This is a genomic window from Ralstonia sp. R-29, assembly GCF_049913345.1.
Taxonomy (GTDB): Bacteria; Pseudomonadota; Gammaproteobacteria; order Burkholderiales; family Burkholderiaceae; genus Ralstonia.
In genome coordinates, this window is the sequence record NZ_CP184378.1 from 867,292 (window position 1) to 883,617 (window position 16,326).

10 protein-coding genes are annotated in these 16,326 nt (G+C 65.3%); 2 read left to right on the forward strand and 8 right to left on the reverse strand.

Going from position 1 to position 16,326, the window contains the following annotated elements; translation table 11 throughout:
- Positions 1 to 75 precede the first annotated feature (75 nt).
- Complete coding sequence (locus ACN9M1_RS21110) at positions 76 to 1,554, forward strand: aminotransferase class V-fold PLP-dependent enzyme (protein WP_426400536.1); 1,479 nt, start codon at positions 76 to 78, stop codon at positions 1,552 to 1,554.
- Positions 1,555 to 1,617: 63 nt separating this feature from the next.
- On the opposite strand, the gene ACN9M1_RS21115 is transcribed toward ACN9M1_RS21110, so the two are convergent.
- From ACN9M1_RS21115 to ACN9M1_RS21125, 3 genes are all read right to left on the reverse strand, one after another.
- Complete coding sequence (locus tag ACN9M1_RS21115; RefSeq protein WP_426400537.1) at positions 1,618 to 4,215, reverse strand: 2-oxoglutarate dehydrogenase E1 component; 2,598 nt, start codon at positions 4,213 to 4,215, stop codon at positions 1,618 to 1,620.
- A 297-nt stretch (positions 4,216 to 4,512) separates the two neighbouring features.
- Complete coding sequence (locus tag ACN9M1_RS21120) at positions 4,513 to 6,126, reverse strand: methyl-accepting chemotaxis protein (protein ID WP_426400538.1); 1,614 nt, start codon at positions 6,124 to 6,126, stop codon at positions 4,513 to 4,515.
- Positions 6,127 to 6,685: 559 nt separating this feature from the next.
- Positions 6,686 to 8,788, reverse strand: a complete 2,103-nt coding sequence (locus ACN9M1_RS21125; RefSeq protein WP_426400701.1) for a 3-hydroxybutyrate oligomer hydrolase family protein — start codon at positions 8,786 to 8,788, stop codon at positions 6,686 to 6,688.
- Between the two features lie 485 nt (positions 8,789 to 9,273).
- Here ACN9M1_RS21125 and chrA point away from each other — a divergent pair, with 485 nt between their 5' ends.
- Complete coding sequence (gene chrA / locus ACN9M1_RS21130) at positions 9,274 to 10,509, forward strand: chromate efflux transporter (RefSeq protein ID WP_426400539.1); 1,236 nt, start codon at positions 9,274 to 9,276, stop codon at positions 10,507 to 10,509.
- Between the two features lie 70 nt (positions 10,510 to 10,579).
- On the opposite strand, the gene ACN9M1_RS21135 is transcribed toward chrA, so the two are convergent.
- From ACN9M1_RS21135 to ACN9M1_RS21155, 5 genes are all read right to left on the reverse strand, one after another.
- Positions 10,580 to 11,008 carry an HU family DNA-binding protein gene (locus ACN9M1_RS21135; RefSeq protein WP_426400540.1) on the reverse strand — a complete coding sequence of 143 codons (429 nt, stop codon included), beginning with the start codon at positions 11,006 to 11,008 and terminating at the stop codon, positions 10,580 to 10,582.
- A 107-nt stretch (positions 11,009 to 11,115) separates the two neighbouring features.
- The gene (locus ACN9M1_RS21140; RefSeq protein WP_426400542.1) at positions 11,116 to 12,627 is read right to left on the reverse strand and encodes a hypothetical protein; all 1,512 of its coding nucleotides are present in this window, start codon (positions 12,625 to 12,627) and stop codon (positions 11,116 to 11,118) included.
- A 67-nt stretch (positions 12,628 to 12,694) separates the two neighbouring features.
- The gene (locus ACN9M1_RS21145) at positions 12,695 to 13,510 is read right to left on the reverse strand and encodes a hypothetical protein (protein ID WP_426400544.1); all 816 of its coding nucleotides are present in this window, start codon (positions 13,508 to 13,510) and stop codon (positions 12,695 to 12,697) included.
- 225 nt (positions 13,511 to 13,735) lie between these two features.
- On the reverse strand, positions 13,736 to 15,205 hold the full coding sequence (locus ACN9M1_RS21150; protein ID WP_426400545.1) for an NAD-dependent succinate-semialdehyde dehydrogenase: 1,470 nt from the start codon (positions 15,203 to 15,205) through the stop codon (positions 13,736 to 13,738).
- A 26-nt stretch (positions 15,206 to 15,231) separates the two neighbouring features.
- Complete coding sequence (locus tag ACN9M1_RS21155) at positions 15,232 to 16,320, reverse strand: tartrate dehydrogenase (RefSeq protein ID WP_426400547.1); 1,089 nt, start codon at positions 16,318 to 16,320, stop codon at positions 15,232 to 15,234.
- Positions 16,321 to 16,326: the final 6 nt, after the last annotated feature.

A 16,326-nucleotide genomic window follows, 5' to 3' on the forward strand; every position in this document is an offset into this window, starting at 1 on the left:
TTGCAGGTAATTTAGGATCATTTTTCCCACCGTCCGCCAGTATCATTTCTGCATTCCACCGCGCAAGACAATGACATGAGCGAACGCAACACGCCCCATTACCTCGACTACGCAGCCACCACGCCTGCGGACCCCCGGGTCATTGAATCGATGATGGCCTGCCTCGGCATCGAAGGCGCATTCGGCAACCCGGCTTCAAGCTCGCATGCCACCGGCCGCGTGGCCCGGAACAAGGTGGAGCAGGCTCGCGAACAAGTCGCCGCGCTGATTGGCGCCAACGCCGACGAGATCATCTGGACGTCCGGCGCCACTGAGTCCAACAACCTCGCGCTGAAGGGCTACGCCGATACGGCCACCGACAAGCGCCACCTCATCACCAGCCGCATCGAACACAAGGCCGTGCTCGACACGATGGCCAACCTGGCGGCGCGCGGCTGCTCAGTGACCTACGTGTCGCCGGCGCCTTCAGGTGAAATCACCGTCGACGCCGTCGCCGCGGCCATCGGCCCGAATACCGGCCTGGTTTCGCTCATGCTGGTGAACAACGAACTGGGCACGCTGACGGACATTCGCGCGATTGCCGAGATCGTTCACGCCGCTGGCGCGCTGCTTCATGTCGATGCAGCACAAGCGCTGGGCAAAACGCCGATTGATGTGCAGGCGCTTGGCATCGACATGCTGTCGATGTCCGCACACAAGGTCTATGGCCCGAAGGGCATTGGCGCGCTGTTCGTGCGTCGCGACATCGCGGCACGCATCGCCCCGCAAATGCACGGTGGCGGACACGAGCGTGGGTTGCGCTCGGGCACGCTGGCCACCCACCAGATCGTGGGCATGGGTACCGCCTGTGCGTTGGCAGCAGAGGATCTTGAACACGAAACGCAGCGGATTTCAGCGCTCAGCGCACGGCTGAAAGCGTCGGTTCTCGCCCTCGGCGATGTGGTGCAGAACGCAGAGGCAACGCGGCGCGTTCCCCATACCTTGAGCTTGACGGTCAACGCACCGGGCTTTTTCCCGTTCATGCTCGGCGATACGCTGGCCGTGTCGTCCACCTCGGCATGCAACTCCGCTGCTGGCACACCGTCCCACGTGCTGACGGCCATCGGGCTGGATGCCGCTGCGGCCGGGCGCACGGTGCGCGTGAGTCTGGGGCGCTTTACAACCGAGGCAGACGTCGATGCGGCAATCGCGTGCTTCCAGCAAGCCATTGCGCAATGCCGGGCCACGGTAGACGACGGGGTCACCACATCCCGACAGATCAGCCAGGCAGACCTCAAAGCGATTCGTGATGCAGGGTTCCGCTCCGTCATCTGCAACCGGCCCGACGGAGAATCCGCAGACCAGCCGGCCTTTGACGAGATCGCAGCAGCCGCCCGTGAATTGGGCATGGATGCACGCTACCTTCCGGTCACCCCGGATCAGATTGGCGATGCTGAAGTGGAAGCGTTTGGCGCGCTGATCGACGCCTTGCCGAAACCGATCCTCGCATATTGCCGAAGCGGCAACCGTGCCGGAATGCTGCGTAATCGCCTGACGGCGCAGCGCAACGGCTGATGGGGAACCGACGACGCGGCCAGCGTTGGCGCACAAGCGCTTGCCGGCCGCGTCGTCGTCCAATCAACGCAGCGTGCCTAGCGCAGCCGCAACCAGCCGGCGCTGCTCGGCCTCATGCGCCCGCACCGATGCATGCGCACCCGACGGCGTAGCGCTGCGGCAGACGCCAGTCAGCCGACGCCCCGCTGGTAAGCAAGCTTCCAGCGCTTCACGCACGAAACGCCACGCGCCCTGGTTGGCGTCTTCCTCCTGCGCCCAGACGATTTCCTTCAGGTTCGGGAACACTGCGAGCGCATCCACGAGCGCCGCCTGCGGAAACGGATAAAGCTGCTCGACGCGAATCAACGCTACATCCGTACGGGCATCCTGCTCCCGCCGGGCCCGCAGCTCATAGAAGAACTTGCCGCTGCTCAGCACCACCCGCGTAACGGCTTGCGGGTCAATCACACCTGCATCCGCCAACACCGACATGAAGCATCCGCCCACCAGATCGTTCACAGGCGAATGCGAGCGCCCGTTGCCATACAGTTCCGCCTTGGGCGACATAACAATGAGCGGCTTGGGCGCTGCCAACGTCGCCTGTTCGCGCAACAGATGGAACCACTGGCCCGAGGTTGACGGCATGACCACGCGCAGGTTGCCGTCTGCGCAGAGCTGCAGAAAGCGCCCCAGGAAGCCATTGGAGTGCTCCGGCCCGACACCTTCGTGACCGTGCGGAAGCAGCACAACCAGCGCCGATTGGTTGCCCCACTTGTACTCGCCCGACGCGATGTACTGATCGATAAAGACCTGCGCGCCGTTGACGAAATCGCCAAACTGCGCCTCCCACAACGTGAGCCGCGTGCGGGTCTGCACGCTGTAGCCGTATTCAAAGCCGAGCGCGGCTTCTTCCATCAACGGCGAGTTGACGATGTCAAACGCGCCCTGGCACTCACCCACCTGCTGCAGCGGGATGTACTGGCCACCCACGCCGGATGCTGCGGCTTGCGAATGCCACACCGCATGCCGGTGCATAAACGTACCGCGCCCCACGTCCATGCCAGACAAGCGGACGCTATGCCCCGCTTCCAGCAACGTGGCATGCGCCAGGTTTTCGGCCATGCACCAGTCGGCCCGATGTTCGCCATTCGACACCGCCGTACGCCACCGCTCGCACAAGCCACGCACGACATCGTGCAGCAGTACCCCGTCGGGCGGCGTGGTGAGCATGTGCGTCAGCGCCTGCAAGCGCGGCAGCGACGGCGGCGGAAGCGGACGACGCACGCCGCTGTGTGCGGTTGATGCGTCGACCGGAAGCGCAGCTGCGGCAGCGCCCGTCTGCAAGTCACGCAGGGCCGCTTCACGCAGATCCGCCAGGCGCGTCGCTTCCGCGCTGGCGGCGTGATACTGCTCGGTGACCGTCGGCTGCGAGGCAATGGCCACGTGCAACGCCGGCTGCGTCAGGGCCGGCGTGTCGTGCTCCGAGTGCCCCAGCCGGCGATAGCCGATCAAGTCGATCACGATGTCGGCGCCATGTTCCATGCGGTAGGCGATGGCGATGCGGGCGGCGCGCAGCACGGCTTCCGGGTCGTCTGCGTTGACGTGCAGCACCGGCGCATCGACCATGCGTGTCACATCGGTGCAGTAGTCGTTGGCGCGCACGTCCATCACATTGGGCGTGGTGAAGCCGATCTGGTTATTGACGATCACGTGCACAACGCCGCCCGCCGTATAGCCGGCGCGGCGCGTCATGGTCAGGGTCTCCATGACAACGCCTTGCCCCGCGAAGGCGGCATCGCCATGCACCATGATCGGCAGGCACGGCATGTCAGGATGCGCATCCACATGCGCGCGCGCCATGCCGCAGACCACCGGATACACGCTCTGCAAATGCGATGGGTTGGGGGCCAGCACCAGCGTGAGGTCATGGCCGGCAACCGTGCGCCGCGCGACGCCGCCCAGGTGATACGGCAGATCCCGCTGGGTGATGGCGACCTCGGAATCGGGATCGAGCCGATCCAGCATGCCTTGGGCGTCAAATCCCATCACGTTGACGAGCGTGTTCAGGCGCCCGCGATGCGGCAGGCCAAGAAAGACCTGGCGCACGCCGCAGCCACCGGCCGCCTCTACCAGCGTATCGAGCAGCGGCACCAGGCTCTCGCAGCCCTCCAGCGAGAACCGCTTGGCATGCGCGAACGTGCCGCCAGCCAAGCGCTCCCACATCTCTGCAGCCACCAGCCGGCTCAGCAGCCAGCGTTTCTGGTCTGGCGTCAGCGGCGGGGCCTGCAGTTCGGCTTCCATCCGCTCATAGAGCCACGTGCGACGCTGACGCTTGCGCACGCCGCTGCAATCGAGGCCGATCGCGCCGCAATACACATGCTTGAGCTGCCATTCGAGCTCCTGCAGGGTCGTGGCGGTGGGCAGCACATCGCCCGCCGGCTCGCGCTTGTGTGCGGGGTCCAGACCGTGGAACGACAGGCGGAGCTCCGGCACCTCAGGCAGCGGCGCGCGCGCGAGCGGGTCCAGGCGCGCGCGCCGATAGCCGAGCTCCCGGTAGGCATCGATCAGGTGGGTGACAGGGGTGGATGGAGGCGCCGCCACTGCGGCGCCCGCCGGCACAGGATGCGCGTCAACCGCTGCAGACACACCTGGGCCAGCCAATTGAGAAACGAGCGAGGACATGGTTGTTCAGGAGAAATGAGACACCGTGGATTGACCCCGCCATCGGCACGCCGACGTTCCCACGCGTACACCCCTCTGAACAACTCAGCGGTTGCGTAGCAGGCACGTGCTCGGCAGACAGCGGGACCGTTCGAAACGCCAGACCGGGGCAGATGCCCCGGGCGCTACGTCGATTCCTTCTTTTACGGGCCACCTGGCAGCGGCCCGTGCCTCCTCCGTTGGACTGCTTACAGCAACATCACTGCGGCAACATCAATGCAGCAGCACTGCAACTACGGACTGCAAAGGCATTTGATCTCAGCTCCAGGCGGCGCGCGCCATGAGGGCTTCGCCGCCTTGTGCGGCATGCGCGCGGCCGGATGCGTCGGCATGAAGCTTGAAGGTGCTGACCATGTCGGCCAGTTGGTCTGCCTGGTCCTGCAGGGACTGCGCCGCCGTGGCGCTTTCCTCCACCAGCGAGGCGTTTTCCTGCGTGGCCTTGTCCATCTGGGTGATGGCCTGGTTGATCTGCTCGATGCCGTCGCTCTGCTCGCGGCTCGATGCGCTGATCTCGGACACGATATTCGTCACGTTCTGGATGCCGGCCACCACGTCGCGGATGATCTGGCCCGCCTCTTCCACCTTGGCGGTGCCAGTGCCGACGTGGCTGACCGAATCCTCGATCAGCGCCTTGATCTCCTTGGCCGCTGCGGCACTGCGCTGCGCGAGGCTGCGCACCTCACCCGCCACCACGGCAAACCCGCGCCCCTGTTCGCCGGCGCGTGCGGCTTCCACCGCGGCGTTGAGTGCCAGAATGTTGGTCTGGAACGCAATGCTGTCGATCACGCCGATGATGTCGACGATCTTGCGCGACGACGCATTGATCGTACTCATGGTCTCGATCGCCTCACCCACGGCATCCCCGCCCTTGGTGGCAACCCGCGATGCGTTGGAAGCGAGGCGGCTGGCCTCTTGCGCGTTGTCGGCGTTCTGCTTGACGGTAGAGGTGAGCTGCTCCATGGCTGCTGCGGTTTCTTCCAGCGAGCTGGCCTGCTGCTCGGTGCGGTTGGAGAGGTCCATGTTGCCGCTGGCCACCTCGCGTGACGCCCGGGTGATGGTGTCCGTGCCATCGCGCACGCGGCCGACGATGCCGTGCAGGCTCTCCGTCATGCGCTTGAGCGCGGCCAGCAGACGGCCAATCTCGTCGTGCGTATCCGCCTCCAGACGGTGCGTCAGATCGCCCTGCGCAACCGCTTCGGCCAGATGCAGGGCATGGTGGATCGGACGCGTAATCGTGCGGGTGATGAAGCCCCCCGTGGCAATGGCCAGCAGCGTGGCCAGCACAGCCAGCACGATCATCTGGATCTTCGCGTTGGCGCCCTGCGCGGCGGCCTCGCTCACGTCGCGTTCCATCTCGCCGGCCTGGTGGTCCACCATCTTGTCGACCAGCACGTAGTACTGGTCTTGCAGACGGCTCATGTCCCCCTGGTAAAGCACGCGCGCATCTTCGGGCTTGTTGGCATCCACAAGCTCGAAGAACTTGCGCACGCTGGCACCGTAGGCAGAGCGCGCATCGAACTGTTCCTTGAAGAGCGCCTTGCCCTGATCGGTTGTCAGCAGCTTTTCCAGGCGGCCATAGGCTTGCCCGTTGGCCTGGCGGATCGCGGCGTAGTCGCTCATGTACTTCGCTTTCTGGTCCGCCGAAGTGGCCAGCAGCAGATTGCTCAGAATGCCGTTGGCTTTGTAGCCGTTGTTCTTGATCTGGTTGGAGAGCGCGATCAGCGAATAGCGCTCGCTGACGATCCGGCCCATCTTCGTGTTGTTGTCATCCAGCCGCTGGATGCCGACCGCCGCGGTACCGATCAGCAGCGCCACGACCAGCGCAAACGCGGCACCGAGTCGTACCCCGATCTTCATATCCGAGATTCTCATTTGCTTCTTCCTGTTTCACGGCTTCAAAGAGAGACGTCATGCCCTGCGCAATACATTGCCGAACGATTCGGCAATGAACGTCAGTTGCATGCGTTGAAGCAGGAGAAACTCGGGGAAAAACGCGGCTGTCGTTGACCGATCTTCAAAGCCGTCCCGCCCAAGATTGCCCAGGCTGCTTCCACCGAACATGTCGGCATCGGCAAAGGATTCTTGAGCGCGCTGTGGGTATCGCAATGGGCCGCAATGGGCCTCAAATCAGGGCATACCGGGCGGTACGTATGCCCGATGATGGCGTGCATGGCGCCAATACAGGTAAGAAGCGCACATGTCATCGCAACGGAGCGAATCAACGCGCACCAGAGGTGAGCTTTTTTGAATCTTGATGGCGCGGAATCTTCTGATCTGAAATTATTTTAATTCTCGTCTAAGGCCGTGTCACATTCATTGGAAAGACACGGCCCATCGATCAGACACGCAATGCGGGGCCGCCTTTCTGTCCGTTTCGCCATGGGCGAACGCACTTGAGGCGGCCCCGCTGTCTATTGCACCGGCGATGGCTTCAGTTGGGCACCGACACGGTCGCCACACCGCCCGATACGTTCACCGAGATGCGGTCTGCGGCGGCGGGCGTGTTCGTGAAGCTCGGCACATTGGCGGCGCTGATGGCCGGTGCGGCACCCGCCGTGCCCCCACGCGGCGTGGTACGCACCACCTGCGACGGCGGCAGCGGCGTGCCGTTCTTCAAGTTGGCGTACACCGCATCCAGCGCGCGTTGTTCATACAGCACCAGCGGCACGAACAGCGTGTCGTAGCCGGGCACTGCGTCGATGAACCCGTCGAAGTGCTGGGCGTTGGTCACCTCGATATACGACAGCTTGCTGTTTGCCTCCACCTGCGCGTTGAGCCCCAGGTACGGCCGCGCACCATGATTGACCGGCAGCAGCGCGTCGTTGCGCCCCTGCACGATCAGGGCTGGCCTGCCACCCAGGTTGCCAGTGCGCAGTGTCTGTGAAATGCCGAGCTGCAGCGCCTGTGAAGCGGCATCGCTGCCGGTGAGCAGGTTGCGCAGGCACAGGGCGCCATCCAGGTTGGCCGCCTGCGTGCCGGAGGAATCGACCGACTGCTTGCTCTGCGTGGCGCCACCCTGCGCAAGGTTGTTGATCAACTGCACGCCCGTGGTCGGCGGAATGCCATTGCCGGTGCCGGCCAGTTGCGCCAGCACCGTGGCGTTGACTGCGGTCGGGTGGAAAGATGCATCCACGGCAGCAAAGCTGAAGTTGCAGAGGTTGTCGAGCACGCTGGAGCGCGACAACGCGTTGCCGAACGTGGTGGCCACTGAGGGATCGATCTCGAAATACGCCATTGACGCATGTACGAGATCGGATTCGGGCTCCCATCCGTAGGTATGCAGCTTCTGGAGGGCCTCATCGGCCTGCGCGGCCGTGGTGGACGCCGACAGCAGGCCGTTGGCATGCAGCGCGGCACACCGGTTGGCCTGCACGCTGGCCGGCCAGCCGACGTTGCCGGCAAAGAACGACTGCGCGGGCGCCGACGAAACGCTGCTCGAAAGCGCCGCACACAACCGAAACTCATTGGCGTAGCTCACGTAGTCGAACAGCGGCTTGCCGCTCACAGGCAGCGTTACACCGCCGCGCTGCACCTGCACCGTGGTGGTGGCCGGCAGGTTGAGCCCCGGCTCCCCCACGGCCACGCCGTCAATGAGGTTGTTCGTATCCTGCTCGGCGGCCGCAATGGCCGCGCCGCCGCCGTTGGACACACTGGAGGCAATCACGATGGTGTTGTCCGGCCGCACAGGCAGCGTGCTGCTGCTGGCTGGACTGGAACCGCTAAGCTTGTCGTTGATGGCCCAGAACGCGAACTGCACCGCCTGCAGCGTGAAGCGGCCCCAGTCCTTCTCTGGGTTGCGCTGGGAATGCGCATGCTTGAACGCAAGCCGGTTCGGCGTGGCCACGTTAAATGCGGCCAACTGGGTGTCGGTGAGCGGCGCGGCAAACTGCGCCCTGCTGCCGGCCGCCGCGCGTGTGGTGCGTGTGCCGTCTTGCAGCGGCACGGTATCGGTGGCCAAGTCATGCGGGCCGGCGCCGGTGCCCTTGTCGGTATAGGCGACGGCGCACTTGCGCTTGAGCCCCCATTCGCCCGTCGAGATTGCGCCGTAAACACCGCGCGAGCCCGATGAGGTGGCCGTGATGATGCATGCGTTGGCCGCATCAAAGGCATCCGGAATCTGCACCAGCAGCACCACGTTCTGTTGGCCGGAGCCGTCGTCCGAATAGGCGATGTATTCCGTGCCCGGCACCATACCGCTGCCCGACGTGACGTTTCCGCTGGCATCGACGTTGGGCCCGTAGAGCGTGCCGTAACCGCCCTTGGCGTTGGTATCGACCAGCGCCCGGTAGTTGTTGTAGATGGTCAGGCGCCGCAGTTCTGCCGCAGTCGGCGCGGTGGCGTTGGCCACCGTGGGTGCCGTGGCCGAGGCAAGCCCCGATGCACCCAGCCCGGCCGTCAGCAAATCGTCGCTCACGCCGTCGAAATGCTTGACCGTGACGGCGCCCACAAACGACGGTTTGACGTTGCCCTCAGCCGGGTTGTTGTCATTACTGCCGCCGCAACCGGCCACCACGGGCAGCGCCGACGTAACCATCACCATCAGCAGTGCACCGCGCAATCGACGGCCGCGGCCCTTTCCTTGCATCGTTTTCATACGGTCTCCCTGTTATCGGTGTTGCGTGTGAAGCATTCCATGACGACGACATTACGACGAGACTGCCAAAGCCGAACGGCACAAACATGCATCGGTATAGGACGAATTGCCGCCGCCCGACAGGGACAGCCATTCGGGCGAGACCGGCGTAGGACCGACGAGTGCGTAGCCAAGGTCAGGCCATCGGCTATCCCATTTCAGTCGCCCTCCGGCATACGCGCAATCCGTTGTTCCCCCGTACCCTAGTCCACTGAATCACTAAAATTGGTCGGTGCTTGCCATGCCCTGCGGGCGCATCGCGTCGTTGCAAATGCTCGCAATAGCTCGCTATTGCTGCGCTTTGCGCCTAGCGCTGCATCCCGCAGGGCATGTCCCTCACCTCCCATTTCAGTGATTCAGCAGACTAGAATCCTTCATCCCTTCAGATGACAACCAGCATGACCGTGTCTCAGCCGGAACGCAGCGGCTCCGCCTTCGAGGTATTGGGCGTTTTTCTCAAACTGGGCCTGACGAGCTTTGGTGGCCCAATCGCCCACCTCGGCTATTTCCGCCACGCCTTTGTGGAACGCCGCCGCTGGCTTGATGACGCGGCATTCACCGATCTGGTTGCGCTTTGCCAGTTTCTGCCGGGGCCGGCCAGCAGCCAGGTGGGGTTTTCCATCGGCCTGCTGCGCGCTGGCTGGCTGGGCGGCTTGGCCGCGTGGTGCGGATTCACGCTGCCCTCGGTGTTCCTGCTGCTGGCCTTTGCCGCCGTTGCACCGAGCCTGACCGGCGCGCTGGGCAGTGGGCTCGTGCACGGGTTGAAGCTGGTGGCCGTCGCGGTGGTGGCGCAGGCGGTGTGGGACATGGCCCGCCGGCTGTGCCCGGACCACCGGCGTGCGGCCATCGCGCTGGTCGCCATTGCCCTGCTGAGCGTGCTGAGCACCATGTATGCGCAGTTGATCGTGATTGTTCTAGGCGCTGTGCTGGGGTTGCTGCTGTGTCGGACGTCGGACGCGCAGCCCCTGGGGCGAACCGGTGAACCGCAGCACGGGTTCCGCGTCGGGCATGTCGCGGGTGTCATCGCGCTGGTGTTGTTCTGCGTCTTGCTGTTTGGGCTGCCGGTGCTGGTCGGGCTGGATGCATCGCCATCGCTCAGAGTGTTCGACGCGTTTTATCGCTCCGGTGCACTGGTGTTTGGCGGCGGGCATGTCGTGCTGCCACTCCTGGAGCAGCAAACGGTGGCCACCGGCTGGGTGGCATCCAGTGATTTTCTGGCCGGTTATGGTGCCGCTCAGGCGGTTCCCGGGCCGTTGTTTACGTTTGCCGCGTTCCTGGGCTGGAACATTGCGCCGGGCCCGAACCACTGGGCAGGTGCGGCGCTTGCTACTGCCGGCATCTTTCTGCCGGGGTTGTTACTCGTGATTGCGGCATTGCCCTACTGGCAGGCGATGCGCGCCCGCCCTGCCATGGCATCGGGGCTGGCCGGCGTGAATGCGGCGGTGGTGGGGTTGCTGGCCACGGCGTTGTATTCACCGGTGTGGACGAGCGCGGTGCATTCCGCACGCGATTTCGCCATCGCAGCCATCGCGTTTCTACTGCTGGTGCGCTGGAAGGTTCCGCCGCTGGTTGTCGTGGTGCTGTGTGCGGCGGCAGGGATCGGCCAGGCCGTTCTGGGTTGATTCGCTCCTACGCATTTCGAGCGCGCATGAAAAAAAGGGGCCGAAGCCCCTTTTTTTCCCGTGGTACGGATTAGCCGTTCAGGGCTGCGTCCTTGACCTTCTTCAGGGCACGGACCTTCACGCGCACCGTGGCCGGCTTGGCTTCAAACCACTGCTCCAGGCCGGTGAACGGGTTCTTGCCGAAGCGGCGCTTGGTCGCCGGCACCTTGACCGACACCACCTTGAACAGGCCCGGCAGGGTGAATTCGCCAGCGCCCTTTTTGTGCAGCGCGCCGACGATGGCCTGCTCCAGATGCGCCAGCACGGCCTTCACGGCCTTGGCGTCAACCTGTGCCTGCTCAGCCAGGTGGCTCACGAGGCTGGATTTGGTGAACGTGTCCTTCAGCGGCTTCACCGACGCTGGTGCGGCGGCGGCCTTCTTCGCCGGCGCGGCTTTCTTTGCCGGCGCGGCCTTCTTCGGGGCAGCCTTCTTTGCTGTGGTCTTCGCTTTGGTCGCCATAGTTGAAATCAGAGTGAGGTGAATGGAGCTTCCAGGTTCAGCGTATCGCGGCTGCGATACGTTGCGCAGAAGCATAGCAAATCTAGGGTCTGTTTACTATGCAATGCTCAGCGTTCCGCCTGCAATAGCGGGCGATCGCGCTTATGCACCACCGGCGATGCGGCCAGCGCCTCCACAGCGGCACGTGCATCTGCACCCCGGCCCTGGGCGCGTAGCACGCGCGCTGCGTAGAACTGCAGGCTGGCCCATTCGGGGCGATCCGCCGGCACGGCACGCGCCGCATCTGCCGCCGGCAAATCGGCCGCGGATGGCTGGCGGGCCGTCATGAGTGCGGCAAGCAGCCAGGCGTTGTCTTTGGTCTCCTGCCAGCGTGCGAGCGCGTGGGCGTGTTCACCGTTGCACATGGCGGCGTCCGGCGCGCCCGGGCCACCCGCGCAGGCCTGCACGGCAATCACGAAGTCAAACCACGCGTGTTGGCGCATGGACTGCGCAAACGCCCCCGTGGGACGGTCGGGCGATACACGCGGATACAGCTCCTGGAAGAGGGCCAGCATGCCCAGGGAATACGGGCTGGTTTCCGGACGATCCATGGCGGTCATCACCCAGCTCAGCGGAATGGCGGGCGCCAGTTGCACCAGCATGCGGCGCACGGTGTAGTTGGTGGCGTCTTGCACAGGCGCGAATGCCGCATCGGCCTTGATCGCCTGCGCACGCGCCTCCAGCTCCTTCAACACTGCGCTGACGCGGGCATTGCGGCGCGCGGCGGGCTCGCGCACGGCCTCGTTGAAGGCAGCCCCGCGCAGGCCGCGTTTGGTCCAGGCGTCGTCCACGGCGGCTTCCCACTCGGTGTCGCGCACGGCGCCGCGCACGATGCTGCGAAACGCCCCCAGCGCGGCCCACGGCCGCATCGGGTTGGCCGGATCAGCGGCAATGGCGTCGAACTCGCGGCGGGCAGCGACAAAATCATCGCCATAGAACTGCGCGGCGGCGTGCTGGTAGGCGTAGAGCGCCTTCAGCTTGGTCGACGCATTCGCCGGCAGGGGCGCGGGCAGCGCGGGGGCGGGCGTGGTGCCGGGCGCCCAGGAGCAGCGCGCGAAAACGGCGTCCTGGCGCGTCACCCAGGTGCGGCGGTCGGCGTCCGTCAGCATGGTGTCGACCGTCATGCCGTTCAGCATGCGCGTGGCAAAGGCGTAGGCGTCGGGGCCGCACTGGCCGGTCTCGATGTCGATGGCGGGCAGCCCTACTACCTGCAACTTGCCGGGGCGGAAATACGCGGGCGCCACGGCCGGCGGCTTGGGCACCAGGGCAGCACGTGCCTTCAACCAGGCGTCAATTTCGTCCTCACCACGCTTGGCGACGGGCTTGGCGGGGCCGTTGACCCAGTCCCCCTGCCGCCGATGGCTCTCCTTGGCCACGGCACCCACGGGCAGATGCATGACGCGCCAGGCAACAAACAGCGACGCGCGGCCATAGGTCGGCCGGACCAACCCAAGCGTGCCATGTGCGTAAGCCGTGTCGTCCGCCGGGCCGACGATGGGGCCGACGTAACCGGTGCGCAGGCTTTCAGGCAGGTCGCGCTCATCGACGGCTGGCAGGGCGGCGTGGCCGGCAGATGCCAATGAAAGCGCTGCAAGGGCAAAACCAAAGCGGCGAAGCGAAGTGCATATCATCTTCATAGGACGATCTTCATGGAACGAGGTAGCGTGGAGGACGAGCAGGGTTCGACCAGGCGGACTCGTCGAACCAATAGGGGCGTGTCGTGCGGGCGAGCAATGCCGGCGACGGTGGATCGTTGGTGGCAAAACCGAGCGCGGGGCCGCGGCAGCGTTGCGCGAGGCCGGCATCGCTCTGCGTGAAGCGGCGGCGCCAGTCGTCCGCATGCGGGCCGAGGCGATACAGCATCGGCACAACCTCGTCGACGGGGAGGCGATCCAGCCAATCGCCCTGCGTGCACCAATGCGCCAGCACCGTGACGCTCAGGCGCACTTGCGCAGGCAGCGTGTTGCGTACGGCGGCGACCAGCGTGCGGTACGCCTCGCGCTGGCGCAGTGGCGCTTCGAAGTCGAGTTGCAGCAGACCGGCGCCCGCGACAGCGGTGGTAGCTTGCCTGCGCACGGCGGCAAGGATGGCGTCGACTTGGGTGGGCGTGGGTTCGGCAGAGGTGTCGGCGGCGGATTCAACATGCACCACGGGAATGATGCGCACGCCAGCAGGCAACGTCAGCGGTGCCGTGCGCGCGTTACGCTCAGTGCTGCCGTCAGCGCGCAGTACGAGCGATTCGACCAGGACGGCGGCCTCGCGGTATGGAGCCACATTGGTCGCCCGAGTCTGCGGGCCGTTGCTGTTGGGCCAGATCCACGCCACCCCGCGCGCAAGCGATGCGGCGACGTCGGTGGGGGAAACGGCCGGCGGCGTGTCAAGCCGGGCGCTGGCATGCCGGGCATACGCCAGCCAACCTGCGGCCAGCACCACGCCAGCGGCGATGCATAGCGCCGCCCGCATGACGCCCCGACGGCGTATGTACGCGTTGTGTGTGAACAGACCCGCCCCCCGTGTCCCGTCGCCTCCCTCCGCCGGCTTGGCGCGGAGGCGATCGGTACCATTTTTGTGGCGCTATTGTAGGGAGCATTCGGGGTGCGGTTGCGGACCTGTGTCCAAAATCGCACAGCCTTCTAGGGGGAAGCCCCCGGGCCATGACTGCACCGGGGGCACAGGGTTTCGCGCGCGTTAACCCAGTTGGCCCTGGCAGACGTACTTGGTGTGAAGGTAATCGTCCAGGCCGTGGACGGAACCCTCGCGGCCGTAGCCCGACTCCTTCACACCGCCAAATGGCGCGGCCTCCGCCGCCAGTGCCCCTTCGTTGATGCCGACGATGCCGCTTTCCAGCGCGTCGGCGACACGCCAGATGCGGCGCACGTCCTGGCTGTAGAAGTAGGCGGCCAGCCCGAACGGCGTGTCATTGGCGGCGGCAATGACCTCGTCTTCGGTCGTAAAGCGCGTCAGCGGCGCCACGGGGCCGAAGGTCTCTTCGCACGCGCACGCCATGGTGGCATCGGCGTTGGTCAAGACCGTGGGCGAGTAGTAGTTGGGGCCGAGCTGTGTCAGGCGCGCGCCACCGGTCAGCACCTTGGCGCCCTTGGCGACCGCATCCTGCACGTGCCGGTCAATCTTTTCGACGGCGCGCGCGTTGATCATGGGCCCGATCTGCGAGGCGGGGTCGCTGGCCGGCCCGACGTTGAGCGCAGCCACCCGTGCGGCGAGCTTGCTTGCAAACGCATCATGGACAGTGTCGTGCACGAACACGCGATTCGGGCATACGCAGGTCTGCCCACCGTTGCGGAACTTGGCCGCCATGAAGCCTTCCACCGCGGCGTCGATGTCGGCGTCTTCAAACACGATGAAGGGCGCGTTGCCGCCGAGTTCGAGCGACAGCTTCTTGAGCGTATCGGCGCTGCGGCGCGCCAGGTGCTTGCCGACCGCTGTCGACCCGGTGAACGTGAGCTTGCGTACGCGCGGGTCATCCAGCCACACGTCCACCACCTCGGGCGTACGTTCGCGCGACGCCGTGACGATATTGAGCACGCCGGGCGGTACGCCCGCTTCCTGCGCGAGCCGCACCAAGGCGAGTGAAGTCAGCGGCGTGTCCTCGGCCGGCTTGCAGACCACGGTGCAGCCCACCGCCAGCGCCGGCGCAATCTTGCGCGCGATCATCGCCGCCGGAAAATTCCACGGCGTAATGGCCGCCACCACACCCACCGGCTCCTTGAGCGCAAACATGCGCCGGCCCGGCACGGGCGCGGGGATGATCTCGCCGTTCATCCGCGTGGCCTGTTCTCCAAACCATTCGATGTAGCTCGCGGCGTAGGCCACTTCGCCCTTCCCTTCGGCCAGCGGTTTGCCTTGTTCGAGCGAGATGAGCTTGCCCAGGTCGTCCTGATGCGCGAGCACAAGATCGTTCCATCGCTTGATGATCTGCGCGCGCTGTTTGGCGGGCACCTTGCGCCAGGCGGGGAACGCTGCGTGGGCGGCATCCAGCGCGGCCTGAGCTTCCGTTGCACCTGAATCTGGCACGCGGGCGATGACGTTGCCCGTTGCCGGGTCGGAGACCTCCAGCAGCGGGCCAGCGGCAGCCGCCCATTCGCCAGCGATGTAGTTGGCGTTGCGGATCAGGTCGGTGCGGGTGAGCGTAAGAGACATGGTTCGAATCGGTAAAAAGTCAGCGATCAAGCGACAGCCACCAGCGCGGCAATCGCCTCGCCGATCTGCGTGGTGTTGGCCGTGCCGCCCAGGTCCGGCGTGTGCGGGCCGACTTTCAGCACCGTCTCAATGGCGGCGACGATGGCATCGTGTGCGGCCCGCCCGGCGCCCTGCCCTTGCGTGAGGAAGTCCAGCATCAGCGCGCCCGACCAGATCATGGCGATCGGGTTGGCGATGTTCTTGCCGTAGATGTCGGGCGCGGAGCCATGCACCGGTTCAAACAACGACGGGAACGTGCGCTCCGGGTTCAGGTTGGCTGACGGTGCCAGGCCGATCGTGCCGGTCGTCGCGGGGCCAAGGTCCGAGAGGATGTCGCCGAACAGATTGGTGGCGGCGACCACATCGAAGCGGCCCGGCTGCAGCACGAAGCGCGCGGTCAGGATGTCGATGTGCTGCTTGTCGAGTGCAACGTCGGGATACTGCTTCGCCACCTCCTCGGCGCGCGCATCCCACCACGGCATGCTGATGGCGATGCCATTGCTCTTGGTGGCGAGCGTCACGTGCTTGCGCGGGCGGCTCTGCGCGAGGTCGAAGGCGAACTTCAACAAACGTTCCGCACCACGGCGCGAGTAGACCGATTCCTGGATCACCACCTCGCGGTCGGTGCCTTCGTACATGATGCCGCCCAGCGAGGTGTACTCGCCCTCGGTGTTCTCGCGCACGACGTAGTAGTCGATGTCGCCCGGCTTGCGGTTGGCCAGCGGGCACGGCACGCCTTCGAACAGGCGCACGGGACGCAGGTTGATGTACTGGTCGAACTCGCGGCGGAATTTGAGCAACGAGCCCCACAGCGAGATGTGATCCGGCACCGTGGCCGGCCAGCCCACCGCGCCAAAAAAGATGGCGTCCATGCCCTTGAGTTGGGCCTTCCAGTCGTCCGGCATCATCTTGCCGTGTTGGGCGTAGTAATCGCAGCTGGCCCAGTCGATGTGATGGCACTCCAGCTCGAAGCCAAAGCGCTCGGCCGCTGCCTGAATCACACGCAGGCCCTCGGGCATGACTTCCTTGCCGATGCCGTCTCCGGGGATGATCGCAATGCGGAATGCAGGGTTCATGTCGCT

What these genes read in the sequence shown, in the direction of transcription:
- chrA (WP_426400539.1), top strand. Translation starts at nt 9,274, where the DNA reads ATGACAACCAGCATGACCGTGTCTCAGCCGGAACGCAGCGGCTCCGCC.
- ACN9M1_RS21125 (WP_426400701.1), bottom strand. Translation starts at nt 8,788, where the DNA reads ATGGTTACGTCGGCGCTGCCCGTGGTGGCCGGTTGCGGCGGCAGTAAT.
- ACN9M1_RS21155 (WP_426400547.1), bottom strand. Translation starts at nt 16,320, where the DNA reads ATGAACCCTGCATTCCGCATTGCGATCATCCCCGGAGACGGCATCGGC.
- ACN9M1_RS21115 (WP_426400537.1), bottom strand. Translation starts at nt 4,215, where the DNA reads ATGTCCTCGCTCGTTTCTCAATTGGCTGGCCCAGGTGTGTCTGCAGCG.
- ACN9M1_RS21150 (WP_426400545.1), bottom strand. Translation starts at nt 15,205, where the DNA reads ATGTCTCTTACGCTCACCCGCACCGACCTGATCCGCAACGCCAACTAC.
- ACN9M1_RS21120 (WP_426400538.1), bottom strand. Translation starts at nt 6,126, where the DNA reads ATGAGAATCTCGGATATGAAGATCGGGGTACGACTCGGTGCCGCGTTT.
- ACN9M1_RS21145 (WP_426400544.1), bottom strand. Translation starts at nt 13,510, where the DNA reads ATGCGGGCGGCGCTATGCATCGCCGCTGGCGTGGTGCTGGCCGCAGGT.
- ACN9M1_RS21135 (WP_426400540.1), bottom strand. Translation starts at nt 11,008, where the DNA reads ATGGCGACCAAAGCGAAGACCACAGCAAAGAAGGCTGCCCCGAAGAAG.
- ACN9M1_RS21110 (WP_426400536.1), top strand. Translation starts at nt 76, where the DNA reads ATGAGCGAACGCAACACGCCCCATTACCTCGACTACGCAGCCACCACG.